This window comes from Pseudomonas sp. WSY_20 (genome assembly GCF_043104335.1).
Taxonomy (GTDB): Bacteria; Pseudomonadota; Gammaproteobacteria; order Pseudomonadales; family Pseudomonadaceae; genus Aquipseudomonas; species Aquipseudomonas parafulva_B.
In genome coordinates this window covers 23769-38452 of sequence record NZ_JBICKP010000034.1, presented here as the reverse complement: position 1 = coordinate 38452, position 14684 = coordinate 23769, and the positions used below count along the sequence as shown (strand labels likewise).

14 protein-coding genes are annotated in these 14684 nt (G+C 60.8%); 6 read left to right on the top strand and 8 right to left on the bottom strand.

Annotated features, from left to right (window positions below; all coding sequences use genetic code 11):
- Window positions 1-37: 37 nt before the first annotated feature.
- From lpxK to ACF8E5_RS09680, 4 genes are all read right to left on the bottom strand, one after another.
- Window positions 38-1039 carry a tetraacyldisaccharide 4'-kinase gene (lpxK, locus tag ACF8E5_RS09695; protein WP_078478208.1) on the bottom strand — a complete coding sequence of 334 codons (1002 nt, stop codon included), beginning with the start codon at window positions 1037-1039 and terminating at the stop codon, window positions 38-40.
- Complete coding sequence (locus tag ACF8E5_RS09690) at window positions 1039-1473, bottom strand: biopolymer transporter ExbD (protein ID WP_058605755.1); 435 nt, start codon at window positions 1471-1473, stop codon at window positions 1039-1041. The genes lpxK and ACF8E5_RS09690 overlap by 1 nt, the downstream gene beginning before the upstream one ends.
- Window positions 1470-2105: a MotA/TolQ/ExbB proton channel family protein gene (locus ACF8E5_RS09685; RefSeq protein ID WP_058637708.1), complete on the bottom strand. Its 636-nt coding sequence runs from the start codon at window positions 2103-2105 to the stop codon at window positions 1470-1472. The genes ACF8E5_RS09690 and ACF8E5_RS09685 overlap by 4 nt, the downstream gene beginning before the upstream one ends.
- A 61-nt stretch (window positions 2106-2166) precedes the next feature.
- Window positions 2167-4383: a DNA internalization-related competence protein ComEC/Rec2 gene (locus ACF8E5_RS09680; RefSeq protein WP_392475209.1), complete on the bottom strand. Its 2217-nt coding sequence runs from the start codon at window positions 4381-4383 to the stop codon at window positions 2167-2169.
- 142 nt (window positions 4384-4525) lie between these two features.
- Between ACF8E5_RS09680 and ACF8E5_RS09675 the strand changes: the two genes are divergently transcribed.
- Window positions 4526-5158: a DUF2062 domain-containing protein gene (locus ACF8E5_RS09675; protein ID WP_145255149.1), complete on the top strand. Its 633-nt coding sequence runs from the start codon at window positions 4526-4528 to the stop codon at window positions 5156-5158.
- On the opposite strand, the gene ACF8E5_RS09670 is transcribed toward ACF8E5_RS09675, so the two are convergent.
- The 3 genes from ACF8E5_RS09670 to ACF8E5_RS09660 all read right to left on the bottom strand — a co-directional run bounded on the left by ACF8E5_RS09670 (window position 5042) and on the right by ACF8E5_RS09660 (window position 7519).
- A complete protein-coding gene (locus tag ACF8E5_RS09670) occupies window positions 5042-5821 on the bottom strand; it encodes an ABC transporter permease (RefSeq protein ID WP_058637710.1) in 780 nt (259 codons plus the stop codon). The genes ACF8E5_RS09675 and ACF8E5_RS09670 overlap by 117 nt on opposite strands.
- Complete coding sequence (locus tag ACF8E5_RS09665) at window positions 5818-6750, bottom strand: ABC transporter ATP-binding protein (RefSeq protein WP_058605758.1); 933 nt, start codon at window positions 6748-6750, stop codon at window positions 5818-5820. Before ACF8E5_RS09665 ends, ACF8E5_RS09670 begins: the two co-directional genes overlap by 4 nt.
- Before the next feature lie 145 nt (window positions 6751-6895).
- The gene (locus tag ACF8E5_RS09660) at window positions 6896-7519 is read right to left on the bottom strand and encodes a glutathione S-transferase (protein WP_392475208.1); all 624 of its coding nucleotides are present in this window, start codon (window positions 7517-7519) and stop codon (window positions 6896-6898) included.
- A gap of 282 nt (window positions 7520-7801) precedes the next feature.
- Here ACF8E5_RS09660 and ACF8E5_RS09655 point away from each other — a divergent pair, with 282 nt between their 5' ends.
- On the top strand, window positions 7802-10249 hold the full coding sequence (locus tag ACF8E5_RS09655) for an acyl-CoA dehydrogenase (RefSeq protein WP_392475207.1): 2448 nt from the start codon (window positions 7802-7804) through the stop codon (window positions 10247-10249).
- Between the two features lie 78 nt (window positions 10250-10327).
- Window positions 10328-10735: a PA2817 family protein gene (locus tag ACF8E5_RS09650; protein ID WP_058637713.1), complete on the top strand. Its 408-nt coding sequence runs from the start codon at window positions 10328-10330 to the stop codon at window positions 10733-10735.
- A 39-nt stretch (window positions 10736-10774) separates the two neighbouring features.
- Here ACF8E5_RS09650 and ACF8E5_RS09645 read toward each other — a convergent pair whose 3' ends face one another.
- Entirely contained in the window at window positions 10775-12313 is a 1539-nt protein-coding gene (locus ACF8E5_RS09645; protein ID WP_197844135.1) for a hypothetical protein, read from the bottom strand.
- Between the two features lie 397 nt (window positions 12314-12710).
- Here ACF8E5_RS09645 and ACF8E5_RS09640 point away from each other — a divergent pair, with 397 nt between their 5' ends.
- The 3 genes from ACF8E5_RS09640 to ACF8E5_RS09630 all read left to right on the top strand — a co-directional run bounded on the left by ACF8E5_RS09640 (window position 12711) and on the right by ACF8E5_RS09630 (window position 14658).
- On the top strand, window positions 12711-13250 hold the full coding sequence (locus ACF8E5_RS09640) for a fimbrial protein (RefSeq protein ID WP_058637715.1): 540 nt from the start codon (window positions 12711-12713) through the stop codon (window positions 13248-13250).
- A 65-nt stretch (window positions 13251-13315) separates the two neighbouring features.
- The gene (locus ACF8E5_RS09635) at window positions 13316-14041 is read left to right on the top strand and encodes a molecular chaperone (protein ID WP_145255140.1); all 726 of its coding nucleotides are present in this window, start codon (window positions 13316-13318) and stop codon (window positions 14039-14041) included.
- A gap of 32 nt (window positions 14042-14073) precedes the next feature.
- On the top strand, window positions 14074-14658 hold the full coding sequence (locus ACF8E5_RS09630; RefSeq protein ID WP_392475205.1) for a fimbrial protein: 585 nt from the start codon (window positions 14074-14076) through the stop codon (window positions 14656-14658).
- The last annotated feature ends 26 nt before the right edge of the window (window positions 14659-14684 follow it).

Sequence of the window (14684 nt, the reverse complement as noted above, 5' to 3'; positions counted from 1 at the left end):
CTTCCTCTAGGCCAGAAGGCCGAAATTGAAAACGGGATCAGGGCTTGGGTAGCAAACGTTGCAACTGCAGGTCGAACCAAGTGCCAAATGCCGGCGTGGGTTGTGCTTCTACAGCCAGGTACCACCAGTTCTCGGCGGCAAAAGAGCGGCACTTCACCGCATCCTTCTCGGTCATGATGAGCGGCAGTGACGGTGTGAAGGCAAGGTTTCGGGCATTGAATTGCGCGTGGTCTGCAAAGGGATGCGGCAGCGGCTGCCAGCCTAGGCCCTGCAAGGTATTGAAAAAACGCTGAGGGTTACCAATGCCGGCCACCGCATGCAGGCGCTGGCCTGCGGGAAAATGGTCGAGTGCACGGCGCTCGCCCGTGCGCAGGTTGACCAATGCGCTGGGTTGCAGGCGAAAACCAAAGCCCTCGGCACTGTCTAGTGCTGCACCATTGAACAATACTGCGTCGGCCGCATTCAGACGCTCGACAGGCTCGCGCAAGGGGCCGGCCGGTAGGCATCGGCGATTGCCCAGGCCGCGGGCTGCGTCGATCAATACCAATTCCAGGTCTCGCGCCAGGCGGTAGTGCTGCATGCCGTCGTCACACAGAATCAAGTCCAGGGGTTCGCTGACCAGCAGGGCCTGCACCGCACGTGCGCGGTCCGGATCGATCATCAGCGGCACACCGGTACGTTGCACGATCAACAGCGGCTCGTCGCCTGCCTGTTCGGCCGCCTGATCGGCCGTCACCCGCCAAGGGAACTGCGGCGGCTTGGCGCCATAGCCACGGCTGACCACTCCCACCCTCAACCCCCGCTGGCGGCAGTGCTCGATCAGCCAGAGAATCATAGGAGTCTTGCCGGTACCGCCGACAGTGATGTTTCCCACCACGATGACGGGCACCGGAGCGCGATAGCTAGCGCGCTCGTCGTTGAGAAAACGCCTGCGCTTGCGTTTGACCACCCAGCGGTACAGCGCTTCCAGCGGACGCAGCAATGCCAGTGCCGGATGGCCGGTGTACCAGGCAGCAAGCAGGCGATCGGCTAGTGTCATCAAGGTGTGCTCTGGGCCGCCTCGACGGTGGTCATGCGCAATTGGCTGAAGCCGAGCTTGCCGGCAGCATCCATTGCGGTGACCACAGCCTGGTGCGGGGTCTTGCCATCGGCACTGATGGCCAGGGGCAGCTTGTTGTCGCCACCTGATTCACGCTCGATGGCCTCGCTGAGGGTGGCCAGATCGCTCTTGGGCAGCAGATGGTTGTTGACCGAGTACACCCCATCGGCACTGATGGTGATTTCTACCAGCTTGCCCTCATCGCCCGGTGCCCGCTCGGCGCTGGCCGCTTCGGGCAACTCGACGCGTAGCTGGGTTTCGCGGGTGAACGTGGTGGTGACCACGAAGAACAGCAACAGCACGAACACCACGTCGATCAACGACGCCAGGTTGATGTCGATATTCTCGCGCTGGCGATTGCGCCGAAACTTCACGCCTTGCCTCCAGCCACTTCCACCTCACGGTCACCCTGAATCACTTCCACCAGCTTGATTGCCTCCTGCTCCATACCGACCACCAGCTCGTCGATACGGCGCAGCAGAAAGCGGTGGAAGAACACCGCCGGGATACCCACCATCAGCCCGGCCGCCGTGGTTACCAGCGCCTTAGAAATGCCACCCGCCAGCACCGCGGCGTTGGCGGTCATCTGCGACCCCATGAACGCGCTGAAGATGTCGATCATGCCCAGCACGGTGCCCAGCAGGCCCAGCAGCGGCGCCATGGCGGCGATGGTGCCCAGCGTGCCGATGTAGCGCTCGAGCTCGTGGATAACGCGTGAGGCGGCTTCCTCGATGCACTCTTTCATGATTTCGCGACCATGACGCGAGTTGGCCAGCCCCGCCGCGAGGATTTCGCCCAAGGGCGAGTCGGCACGCAGGGCCTTGAGCTTGTCACTGGTCAGTTGCTTGTCCTTGATCCACATCCACACCTGGCCCAGCAGGTGGGGCGGGCTGACGCGACTGGCGCGCAGGGTCCACAGGCGTTCGACGACGATAGCCATGGCGGCGATGGAACTCAGAATGATCGGCAGCATCATCCAACCGCCGGACTTGACCAATTCCCACACAGTAGAAGCCCTCTGGAAAAGGTCGCCACTTTACCATAGGCGCGGCAGGCGCTCATCAGCATTAACCACCCCTGACGTCACGCCAGAAGCGGCGCTGGCTGCGCATACCCTCGACCCCGGCTTGCGCACCGAGCACCAGACGCAACGCCCCCTCCACTGCCGTGTCGTGCAGGGTCATGCCATGCCTGCGATAGCGTTCGACCACCTGTGCATGGGGATGCCCGAAGCTGTTGTTGCGCCCGCGGGAAATCAGTACCCCACGCGGGGCCGCAGCGCGGATGAAAGCTTCGGTCGACGAACTGCGGCTACCGTGGTGCGGCGACTGCAGCCAGTCGATGCGTGGTGAATCCATGGCAGCCAGCCACGCACGTTCGGCCCCCGCCTCCATGTCACCGGCCAGCAGCAACCGCTCCCCCGACGCCTCGACCAGCAACACGCAGGAGCGGTCATTGCTGGTGCGCGCATCCGCCCAGCGCCACAGGGAAAAGCGAACCCCGTCCCACTCCCAGGACTCGCCACTGACGCAAGGCTGTAACTGAACCTCTTCCAGCGGCTCACCGCCAATCGCCCGTCTGACCGGCAGTCCGCGCTGGATCGCACCTGCACCGCCGGCGTGATCGGCATGGGCGTGACTGACCAGCAGCACATCCAGGCTGTCGACCCCCAACTTGCGCAAGGTGGGCAACACGACCCGCTCACCCAGATCGCTTTCGCCCCTGGCCGGCCCGGCGTCATACAGCAGACTGTGCTGCCGGGTGCGTAGCAACACCGCCAAGCCTTGGCCCACGTCCAGCTGCCAGACCTCGACCTGGCCGTGCGAGACCGGCTCCCGAGGCACCCAGAGCGCCAAAAGCATCACCGCGCCCAACCCACGCAGCGGCACACCCCGTGGCAGCAACAGCAGCAGTGCACCCAGGCATACCAGCAGCCAGGCCCACAACGGCGGTGCCGGAGGCACCCATGCCGGGCGCTGCTGGGCGACCAGTGCTAGCGCGCGAAACAAGACATCCAGCAGGCCGCCTGCCAGCCACAGCAATGCCTCACCTGCGTCGCCCAGCGGCAGCAACAAAGTGCCCAACAGCGCCAGCGGCAATACCGCCAGGCTCACCCACGGCACCGCCACCAGGTTGGCCAACGGGGCACTCAGGCTCACCGGCAAGCCCACGGCCAGCAGCACCGGGAGCAGCCCGACGGCGATGACCCACTGCGCTCGCGTCCATGCCTGCCAGGGTCGCCAGGCCCCTAGCCGGGCACTGAAGCTGTAGATGAGCGTGGCCACGGCGCTGAATGACAGCCAGAAGCCTGGTAGCAGCGCCGCCAATGGCTCGAACAGCAAAACGGCAACCAAGGCAAGTAACAAGGGGTGGAACGCGCCAAGGTGACGAAAGCGCAGGCGCCACAGCAGCACCACGGCCAGCATCAGACAGGCGCGCTGTACTGGCACCCCTGCCCCGGCCAGCCACCCGTAGGCCAGCGCCGCACTCATGGCCAACACACAAGCCCAAGGCAGCCACGGCAGCCGGGTCGGCCACAGCCCCCAGCGGGCCAACCACGCGACCACGGCATAGAGCAGACCCGCCACCAAGCCAATGTGCTGGCCTGAAATCACCAGCAGGTGCACGGTGCCGGTGGCCTGAAGCGCCTGCCAGTCTTCGCGCGCCAGGCCGGTTCCATCACCAAGCACCAACGCCACCAACGCGGCTTGCCGACCATGGGCTTCGACCGCCAGCAGACGCTCGCGCAGGCCATCGCGCCACCCGACTGCTGCGGGCGTCAGTAACTGCCCGGCTTTCACCGCTCCGCTGGCGCCGATCCGACGTGCCAGCAGCTGCGCCTCCCGATCGGGCCCGTGGGGGTTTAGAAGGCCGGTCGGCCGCTGCAGGGTGACGGCCAGGCGCCACTGCTCGCCGGCACGCAGCGGTGGTCCGTCAAACCAGCTCAATTGCAGGCGTTGCGGCAAATCGGCACGCCGGGAATGCGCGCCTTCAAGCTCGAAACGCACGCCTTGCGCAGTGCGCGCCGGCAGTCCGGCCACCCGCCCTTCCAGCCACAAGGTGCGACCATCGAGCCCTGGCGCCAGACGATCGTCCACGGCCTGCTTGGCAGACCAACAGGCCCAGCAGAAGCCCAGCAGGAACAAACCCAATAACCAACCCCGGGTGAACAGACTGACGACGGCGCCCGCTGCAAGCATTAGCAGCCACCCGACCGATGGCAATTGAGGTACCAGGCAAAGACTGAGCAGACCAAGCGCGAGCGCCAACATCCCTGTGCGCATGAGGTAGAGCTCCAGAAGCTGAATCAACCTCTGAGGCATAGCCCACTTGCCGGCACTGCTTGCTCAACAATTGTCACAAACTCTGAACGAGGCTGAATGGGAATCAGGGCATACTGCCCCGGTCAACGCCCCGGGAGCCCCCATGCCGCGCCGACTATTCAAACGCTTCATGCCGGATCCGAGCAGTATTCGGGAACACAAGTCCTTACGCTTTTTCGGCAAGTTGCTGCATGACCCTAACCTGTGGCACCTGAACCGTCATTCGGTAGCGCGAGCCATGGGCGTCGGCCTGTTCGCCGCATTGATCCCGATGCCCGCACAGATGCTGCTTGCCGCTGCATTGGCCATCCCGCTGCGAGGCAATCTGCCGATCGCCGTCAGCCTGGTGTGGCTGACCAACCCGCTGACCATGCCGCCGGTGTTCTTCGTTACCTACATGGTCGGTGCCTGGCTAATGCAGGTACCACCACGCGCACTGCCCGACACGTTGACCTTCCAGTGGATCACTGACCAACTGTCGACGGTCTGGCAACCCTTCCTGCTCGGTTCAATCGTGTGCGCCGTACTGCTGGGTATGCTCGGCTATTTCAGTACCCTGATGTACTGGCGCTGGTGGGTAGGCCGGCAGTGGCGTCGTCGCCAATGCCGGTGCAAGGTTTCAGGCACGCATCCCCCGGCCGCTGACCAGCAGCCGCACGCACAACAGGTAGAGCACGGCAGTGGCCACCAACATGAACGTGATCGCCGTGCCGATGCTGATGTCCGACACCCCTAAAATGCCGTAGCGGAAGGAATTGACCATGTGCAGCACAGGGTTGGCCAGCGATACGGTCTGCCAGAACGGTGGCAGCAGGGTGATCGAGTAGAACACGCCGCCCAGGTAGGTCAGCGGAGTCAGTACGAACGTCGGGATGATCGAAATGTCGTCGAAATTGCGAGCGAACACCGCGTTGACGAACCCCAGCAAGGAGAAGATGGTCGCCGTCAACAGTACCACTGCCACAGTCACACCCAGGTGATGCACTTGCAGGTCGGTGAAGAACATCGACAGGATGGTGACGATCACCCCTACCGCCAAGCCACGCAGCACGCCGCCTAGGACATAACCCACCAGGATGGTGTGCGGCGATACCGGCGAGACCATCAGCTCTTCGATCGAGCGCTGGAACTTGCTACCGAAGAAGCTCGATACCACATTGCCATAGGAGTTGGTTATCACCGACATCATGATCAGCCCCGGCACGATGTACTGCATGTAGGTGAACCCGCCCATGTCGCCAATCTGCCGGCCAATCAGGTTCCCGAAAATGACGAAATACAGGACCATGGTGATTGCCGGCGGCAATAGGGTCTGCGGCCAGATGCGCAGGAAGCGCCGCACTTCGCGATAGACGATGGTGTTCAGGGCGACCCAGTTGGTGCGCAGCTCCACGCTCATACGGCCACCTTCGAAAGGTTTTTTTCCACCAGGGCCACGAACAGCTCCTCGAGTCGGTTGGTCTTGTTGCGCAGGCTTTGCACGTCGATGTTCTGCAGGGCCAACTGGCCGAACAGGGCGGTGATGCCGATGTCTTTCTCTACCTGTACTTCCAGGGTGTGCGGGGTCAGCAGCCGGCACGGGTAACCCTGCAACACCGGCGCCGTGGCCAGGCCCTGCTTGATGTCGAGGACAAAGGTTTCGACATGCAGCTTGCCCAGCAGTTGGCGCATGCTGGTGTTCTCGACGATGGTGCCGTGGTCGATAATGCCGATATTACGGCACAGCTGCTCAGCCTCTTCCAGGTAATGGGTGGTGAGGATGATGGTGATGCCTTTCTGGTTCAGCTCGGTGAGGAAGCTCCACATCGAACGGCGCAGCTCGATGTCCACGCCGGCGGTCGGCTCGTCGAGAATCAGCAAACGCGGCTCGTGGATCAGCGCACGGGCAATCATCAGCCGGCGCTTCATGCCGCCGGACAGCGAACGCGATGGCACGTCGCGCTTATCCCACAGGCCCAGTTGGGTCAAGTACTGCTCGGCACGCGCCTTGGCGATCTTTGGCGGGATGCCGTAGTAACCAGCCTGGGTCACGACGATGTCGAAGCACTTCTCGAACTGGTTGAAATTGAACTCCTGTGGCACCACGCCCAGGCAACGCTTCAGCGCCGAGGGCTCGCGGTCGAGGTCGTGACCGAACACATTGACCGTGCCGCTGGTTTTATTCACCAAGGTGGAGAGAATGCCGATGGTGGTGGATTTGCCGGCGCCGTTGGGGCCGAGCAAGGCGAAGAAGTCCCCTTCGGCGACATCCAGGTCGATGCCTTTGAGGGCCTGAAAGCCGTTGCCGTAGGTTTTGGTGAGCTGTCGAATGGACAGGGCAGAACTCATAGCGGGTCACTTACCGAAAAATAAGGTGCAGGACACGCCAGACAAGGTCACTGGCGCAGTGAGTGCGGCCAATGGTGCAAGGCGCGGCCGCACAAGTACAGTCATGTGTATTGATAGTGACTATCGAAACAGCCGTAGTGTTCGATCAGGTCAGCGCAGTCATTACTGCAGCCTGGTAGGCCGGGCGGGCCTTGAGGCGTTCGTACCAGGCTTCCAGGTGGTGCATGGCCGGGCGCTCGATGGGCATTTCGAACCAGGCATAGACGAAGCTACCCAGTGGGATGTCGCCCATGCCGATCTGGTCACCGGAAAGATAGGGCTGTGTGGCCAAGGTTTCATCGGCAATGGCCAGCAACTGGGCGCACTGCTTGTGCGCAGCGTTGATCGCCACCCAGTCGCGCTGGTCTTCGGGGGTGCGCAGCAGGCCCCAGAACAGCGGGCGGAAGGGTGCGGCGAAGGATGAAGTGGCCCAGTCCATCCATTTGTCGGCCAAAGCGCGTTGGCGCGGGTCTTCCAGGTACCAACCTTGCTCGGTGCCATATTCGGCGCACAGGTAGCGGACGATGGTGTTGGACTCCCACAGGGTCAGGTCACCGTCTTCAAGCATGGGTACCAGGCCATTGGGATTGCGGGCGCGGTAGTGCGGCTCGTTGACCACGCCGAAGGCGCCGCCGGCGTCGATCGATTCGAAGTCCAGGCCCAGTTCCTGGGCGATCCACAGCGCTTTGCGCACATTGCTCGAGTTCTTGCGGCCCCAGATCTTCAGCATGGCAACGTCCTTATGAATGCGGATGTTGCACAGTCTACTCCAGAGGTTTGTTGCCTGTACTGGCCCTTTCGCAGGCAAGCCCACTCCTACAAGAATCGCGCCTTATCTGGGGACGGTGCCCCCTGTAGAAGCGGGTTTGCCCGCGAGAGGGCCAGTACAGGCAATCACCGGACTGAAACTCCCACCGCCACACCCTGTCACTGTTCTGACCCTGCCGTTCCCGGCGTTGCGTCTAAGCTGTCCGGAACGGCTCAAGCCCCCTGGTTCCAAGGAGGACCGATTATGTTGCTGTTGTGGTTGGTAGTGCTGGTGATAGGCGCGGCGTACCTCACGCACAGGCGCCTGGCACCCTTGCAGATTCTCGGCATCATGGCCGCCTATGTGCTGCTGATGGGCATTTTCAGCAGCGCTCCTGGCTGGCTGCTAGCACTGATCTGGCTCGTGCTGGCACTCAAAGGCGCCTTGTTGGCGCTGCCCGACTGGCGCCGCAAGGTGTTCACCGGCCCGGTTTTCAACTGGTTCCAGCGCACCCTGCCGCCCATGTCGCAAACCGAGCGTGAAGCCATCGACGCCGGTACCGTATGGTGGGACGGCGAACTGTTCAGCGGCCGCCCCGACTGGCGCACCTTGCTGGCCTACCCGGCACCCAAGCTGACCGACGAAGAGCAGGCCTTCATTGACGGCCCTACCGAACAACTGTGCGCCATGGTCAGCGACTGGCAGATCGGCCAGGACATGGACCTACCACCCGCGGCCTGGGCGCATATCAGACAGAATGGCTTCTTTGCCCTGATCATCCCCAAGCAGTACGGTGGCAAGGGTTTTTCCGCTTACGCCCACTCCCAGGTAGCGATGAAATTGGCCACCCGCAGCGGCGATCTGGCTTCCACGGTGATGGTTCCCAACTCGCTCGGCCCGGCCGAATTGCTGTTGCACTACGGCACCGATGAGCAACGCGACCACTACCTGCCACGCCTGGCCCGTGGCGACGACATTCCTTGCTTCGCACTCACCGGCCCTCTGGCCGGCTCAGACGCCGGCGCCATGCCCGACACCGGCGTGGTGTGCAAGGGCCAGTGGCATGGCGAGGAAGTCATCGGCCTGCGCCTGAACTGGGAAAAGCGCTATATCACCCTAGGCCCGGTTGCCACGCTGCTGGGCCTTGCATTCAAGGCCTACGACCCGGACCACCTGTTGGGCGAGGAGGAAGAACTGGGCATCAGCCTGGCGCTGATCCCTACCGACACCCCCGGCGTGGACATCGGCAAACGCCACCTGCCGCTGGGCGCCGCCTTCATGAATGGCCCCAATAGTGGCAAGGACGTGTTCGTGCCACTGAGCTTCCTTATCGGTGGCCAGGCCATGCTCGGCAAAGGCTGGATGATGTTGATGAACTGCCTGTCGGTAGGCCGTTCCATCTCCCTGCCCGCCGTGGGCACCGGCGCCGCCAAGTACACCAGCCTGGTCACCGGCCAGTACGCCAACATCCGCGAGCAATTCAACGTGCCGCTGGCCGCATTCGAAGGTATCCAGGAATCGCTGGCACGCATCGGCGGCAACGCCTGGCTGATGGACAGCGCGCGCCTGCTGACGGCCAAAGCGGTAGACCTGGGCGAGAAGCCCTCGGTGCTGTCGGCGATCCTCAAGTACCACCTGACCGAGCGCGGCCGCGAATGCATCCAGCACGCCATGGATGTGCACGGCGGTAAGGGCATCATCATGGGCCCGAACAACTACCTGGGGCGTAACTGGCAAGGGGCACCCATCTTCATCACGGTCGAGGGCGCCAACATCCTCTCACGCAACCTGATGATCTTCGGTCAGGGCGCCATTCGCTGCCACCCGTTCGTACTCAAGGAAATGGCTCTGGCCCACCGTGAGGACCGCGACCAGGCGCTAGGAGAGTTCGATGACCTGTTGATGAAGCACATCATGTTCGCCGCCGGCAATGCGGCTAGCACACTGGTGTTCAATCTGGGACTGGGCCGCCTGGAAAGCGTACCAGGCGATACCCTCAGCCAAGGCTACTTCCGCGCCCTGAACCGCCAGGCCTCAGCCTTTGCATTGCTGGCGGACCTGTCGATGATGCTGCTGGGCGGCACCCTCAAGCGCCGCGAGCGTCTGAGTGCCCGGCTAGGCGATGTGCTGAGTTATCTGTACTTGTCCAGTGCGGCGCTCAAGCGTTATCACGACTTGGGCTCGCCCGAGCAGATGCAGCCATTGCTACGCTGGGCCATGGAAGAAAGCATGGGGCAGGCGGAAAAGGCCCTGGATAGGTTACTCGACAACTTCCCCAACCGCTTTGTCGGCTGTGCACTAAGGGTCCTGGTGTTCCCCTTCGGCCGTCGTCATACCGGGCCGAGCGATGAACTGGATGCCGAGGTCGCGGCGCTGATTGGGCGTAGCAAGGGTGACCCAGCGCTGGAAGAGCTGCTCGCGGGCTGCTTCCGGCCACAGGCGGACGGTGACCCAGTGGCAGCACTGCAACGGGCTTGCGACTTGCTTGATGAGGCAGTGCCACTGCACAAGGCGCTGCACCTGGGGATCAAGGACGGCAAGGTACGGCCGGCACCTGGGCAGTCGGTGATTGATGCGGCCATCGAAAGCGGTGTGCTGCAGCCTGACGAAGGGCAACGGCTGCACGCAGCGGAACAGGCACGCCGGGCAGTGATCGATGTGGATGCCTTCGACAAGGAGCAATTGCTGCCAGTACCTGGCAAGGTGCGTTGATTGATGGGGGCGCTCTGCCTCCCCATCCCCAACCGGCGTATACTCCGCCTTCGTTTCAATCACCCCGAGGACCGCCCCATGGCCAATTCCCACCTGGATTACAACCTGCAACTGCTTAACCACCTGCGTACTATCCTGGTGGCCTTGGGCGAAGCCGAGCAGGTACCCGAGGAAAGCCACGCCCTGTTCCTCGAACGCTTCGACGAACTACTGACCCTGCTGCCGCAAAACCCGCTGAAAAGTCAATACCTGGGGCAAGACCTGATCTGCCAGGTGATCCAGCGTTACCCGCAGATCGCTCATCTTGTACCCAGAGATCTACTGTGGTTCTTTGGCGGCGACTGCTTGCATTTCATGCCCGATGACGAACTGGACCTGTATCAACGTCTTGAAGAGCGCCGTTACGAAGCCGAGCAGAACGATGAACCGTTCGACTGGAACCAGGAAAAACAGGTGCTGAGCCTGCAGCCCGGCCCTCCCCACTGACTCCATCCGTTTGGGGCGATGCGCCTCGGGCAGCCCTGGTCACGCTTGCTGTAGCCGCAACGCGTCGTACACAGACAGCAATGGCAACGGAATGATTGTCACCGCGAAGCGCCACTCAACAACATTGCGCGTATCCAGAGCCATCACCACCGTGACACCGCTCGGCGCTGTCGACGCAGGCGTAAACACACCTTGCGCCGATACCACACCGTTGCCTGCAAGGATGTGCCACTCAACATCCTCGGCCGGCACTGCGGTTTCTTCCATGTCGAGGTTGAAATACCAGCAGTTGAGTTGCAACGCATTGCCTGCAAGGGTAAATCGGATGAAATGCGTCGGATACACGAATGTCGTGACGAAAGATACCGACTCTCTCATCCCATCTCCCGCCGCCGTCAGCACATCTGTACGTGCTGGCACCCGGGGAAAACTAGCCCTGGTAGCGGCTGGGATCAAGGTTTCTCCCGGTGCACTGAAGACGACACCGGGTGGCTTGAGGGCAGGTACGTAGAAGTGATCATTACCCTCTTTGACAAGGGTACCGCCTGCATCACCCGTCACACTCCAATTGACACCAGGCATTTGTAGACTGACGAAACCAAGCCGCTCCTTTGCATCCCCTGCATGGAAAACTTGTGAGTACGGTGAAATTTTGTACGTCGCGGCTGGGGTAGCCGACTCAGCGGGCTTCAACGACTTCTTGTAGACCCTCCTGTAGCCGAATAACGACCCCCCGGCATCCATTACACCAACCAATTCAGTCGACCCCGGTGGGGTCACCAAATCGCTAATGAATGCGCTGTCCACAGGTGCTCTACCTGCCCCCACCTCTGGAAAATTTTCTTTTGGAAAATAGCCAAACAAGGCTGCATCTGCTGCGGGCGCGATGGGTTGCTGCACCCCGCTTACCAAACTTTCATAGGCAATGGGCCGCTCCAGAAAACCGAAATGCCGGACGCGCCGGTTTTCGTCTGGAATCATATAGATATAAAGATCTTGCAGCTTCGCACTTTCAGGGCGCGGCATGATCGCAATGTCAATTTTCTTTCTCTGGTCATAATATTCAATATACTCGGGAGGCGCCGCAGTCTCGACAGTTGAGTCATTCGTGTCGTAGGAGCCATAGTCGGCCCCACCCGTCCATTCGAAACTCAGCATACTTTGACCTTGCGCCTGGTACCGCAGGTAGCACTCTCGCATTGGTAACGTGACCGAGAATCTCACCCAGGGGCCGTTGATCTCCGTCAAGCGCAGGATCTGTTCCGCGCCCAAGTTGGAGAGTCTCTTCGTAAATATGAGGAATTCTTGGGATGAATGAAGAATCAACTTGTTACTGACGTCACCGTATGACAGAATTTCGATTTTGGAAAACTTCCTCAGCAACGCCTCTGCCCCCTCGCGCCCCATTAAAGCAGGCGGCCTAGTCTTAACAAACGACTCAATCAGAAAATCATTATTAGCGTCTGTTAGCCACAGCGTATTAATCCACAATACATTCGTGAACATTGTGCACACCGCCTCCGGCGCCATAGACGAAGAGCCGATCCCGGTCGCTTCATTATTTTTGGTTTTTTTCACCTCAGAGTCCCCTGCCTGGTATGAGCGCCAATTACCCCACCCCACAAGAATCGAATCAACTGGCATTTTTACCAGTGCCAGACAAAGTTTAGTCTCACAGTGCGACTGTGCTGCCCGGCGTGCATGGCCTTAACGGTTTGGCAACTGGTATTTCTATCAGTTGACGCAACCGCACGGCCCTTTCACGCTCTATGAAACAGACCATGGAAACAGCACCACCTTCCATCGAACAACTGCCGTAGAACCGGGAGAGAAGATCAGCGCAAGCCAATCGGACTTCAGATTTTTCCTACATACGAACCACAAGCAAACTCGCACGCTGTGCACCGTCGCATTTAGCGATGCTTGTGCAGCCTTACCCAATATCCACCTGACACACTCTAACCTGGAGCTCCTAATGAAAAAAACTCTCCTGGCTTTAACACTTGGCCTGGCCAGCAACGCCGCATTAGCCAACACTGGCTCGATCAACTTCTACGGCCAGGTGCATGCCGGGACGTGCCCGATCGAAATCATCGACCCGTCGACAGGCCTGCCGGTAGCCCGCGTCAACATGGGCAACGTCAGTGTTTCGCAGTTCACCGCCGTTGGCGATGAAGCGGCATCTCGCGCCTTCGGCATGCGTATCACCCCAGGCGCTGGTTGCGTTGTTGCCCCTGGTAGCAATGCCACTGTCACCTTCACTGCCGCCTATGGCGGCGCCGGTACAGGTGGTACGTTGTATGCGTTGGAACCAGGCGGAGCCAACAACCTGGCCTTGATCATCAAGGACAATGCCGGCACCCCCGTGGATAACGGCCTGGCCTCCAAGGATTACCCACTGGATGACACGAACCCTACCACCATGATCTTCTCTGCGGCCTACAAATCCATAGGTACCGCCGTGACGGCCGGTACGGCTAACACCGATGTGCAATTTCTGGTCGATATTCCATGAGAACGCGCCTCAGGCGAGCTGATACCGCCTGAGGCTTCCTCATATTATTCAGAAGGTATCGTCAGATGAAGATTCACCCGCGCCGCCTCGCATTGGGTATTTACTTGGCAGCCGCCCTGCAGACTGCTCAGGCAGCGCTGACCGTCAACACCACGCGAGTCGTGTTCGACAGCGACAAACGCAGCACCTCGGTGGTGATAGCCAACCCCAGCCCTCGCCCCTACGCGGTGCAAAGCTGGGTCAACACCGCCAAGGACGATACCGACACACCCGTCCCGCTGGCGACCTCTCCCGGTTTGTTCCGTCTGGACCCGAGCAAGGAGCAGATGGTGCAGATCAACCACCTGCCCAACGCGCTGCCTAATGACAGGGAAACACTGTTCTACCTCAATATTCAGGAAATCCCCGAGGTCAGCCCTGATGATGTGAACGTCCTCAATATCGCACTGCGTACGCGCCTCAAGCTCTTCTATCGCCCCAGCCAATTGACTGACCGGCCCGCCGACCGCATCGGCGAGCTAAAATGGTCCGTACGTCAAGGCCCTGGACGTGTCCAGTTGGTGGTCGATAACCCGACACCCTTCCATTACACATTCGGCCGCCTGGAAGTCAGCGCTGCAGGTGCGACAGAGGCTATACAGGCCATGGCCATGGCGCCACCGTTTGGCCAGCAGGTCTATGACCTTGCCCGGATCAAATCGCTCAGTGGCTTGCAGTTGACCTTTACCACCATCAATGACTACGGGGTCGCTACTCCGGTGATGCAGAAGGCGCTGTCCAGCAGCCCCTGAGCACTCCCACCCGACACCTGCAAGCGAGCCCTATGGGCTCGTTTGCCATTGTGACTCAAGAAATCAAGGAGATTTCCATGAAGCCTCTAGTCATTGCCTTTGCGCTCGCCATGGCCAGTCAACAGGCGTTTGCGAACAGCGGCTCGATCAACTTCTTCGGCCAGGTGAGCAGCGGGACCTGTGCGATTGAAATCATCGACCCTTCGACAGGTCTACCTGCTTCCAGAATCTACATGGGCACAGTGCACACAGCCCAATTCAAGCAAGCAGATGACGAGGCCGCCAACCGCGCCTTCGGCTTGCGCCTTACACCGGGCGGTGGCTGTATACTGCTGCCAGGGGCCAATGCCCGCGTGACCTTTACCGGGAACTACGGCGGCGCTGGCGCCAGCGGTACACTGTATGCTCTGGAACCAGGTGGTGCTACGGGTTTGGCCTTGATCATCAAGGACAACACAGGCACACCAGTAGACAACGGAATAGCCTCCAAACAGTACCCCCTGTATGACACCAAACCCACCGACATGCTGTTTTCTGCTGCCTACAAAGCGATCGATAGGCAGGTAACCGCCGGCTTTGCCAACAGTGATGTGCAGTTCAGGGTGGGCATACCGTAAGCGTTACTGGGGCCATTTTGCACCCC

Coding starts and splice junctions, on each gene's coding strand:
- ACF8E5_RS09655 (WP_392475207.1), top strand. CDS start 7,802: ATGTTGCTGTTGTGGTTGGTAGTGCTGGTGATAGGCGCGGCGTACCTC.
- lpxK (WP_078478208.1), bottom strand. CDS start 1,039: ATGACACTAGCCGATCGCCTGCTTGCTGCCTGGTACACCGGCCATCCG.
- ACF8E5_RS09630 (WP_392475205.1), top strand. CDS start 14,074: ATGGGCTCGTTTGCCATTGTGACTCAAGAAATCAAGGAGATTTCCATG.
- ACF8E5_RS09635 (WP_145255140.1), top strand. CDS start 13,316: ATGAAGATTCACCCGCGCCGCCTCGCATTGGGTATTTACTTGGCAGCC.
- ACF8E5_RS09680 (WP_392475209.1), bottom strand. CDS start 4,383: ATGCGCACAGGGATGTTGGCGCTCGCGCTTGGTCTGCTCAGTCTTTGC.
- ACF8E5_RS09675 (WP_145255149.1), top strand. CDS start 4,526: ATGCCGCGCCGACTATTCAAACGCTTCATGCCGGATCCGAGCAGTATT.
- ACF8E5_RS09650 (WP_058637713.1), top strand. CDS start 10,328: ATGGCCAATTCCCACCTGGATTACAACCTGCAACTGCTTAACCACCTG.
- ACF8E5_RS09665 (WP_058605758.1), bottom strand. CDS start 6,750: ATGAGTTCTGCCCTGTCCATTCGACAGCTCACCAAAACCTACGGCAAC.
- ACF8E5_RS09640 (WP_058637715.1), top strand. CDS start 12,711: ATGAAAAAAACTCTCCTGGCTTTAACACTTGGCCTGGCCAGCAACGCC.
- ACF8E5_RS09660 (WP_392475208.1), bottom strand. CDS start 7,519: ATGCTGAAGATCTGGGGCCGCAAGAACTCGAGCAATGTGCGCAAAGCG.
- ACF8E5_RS09670 (WP_058637710.1), bottom strand. CDS start 5,821: ATGAGCGTGGAGCTGCGCACCAACTGGGTCGCCCTGAACACCATCGTC.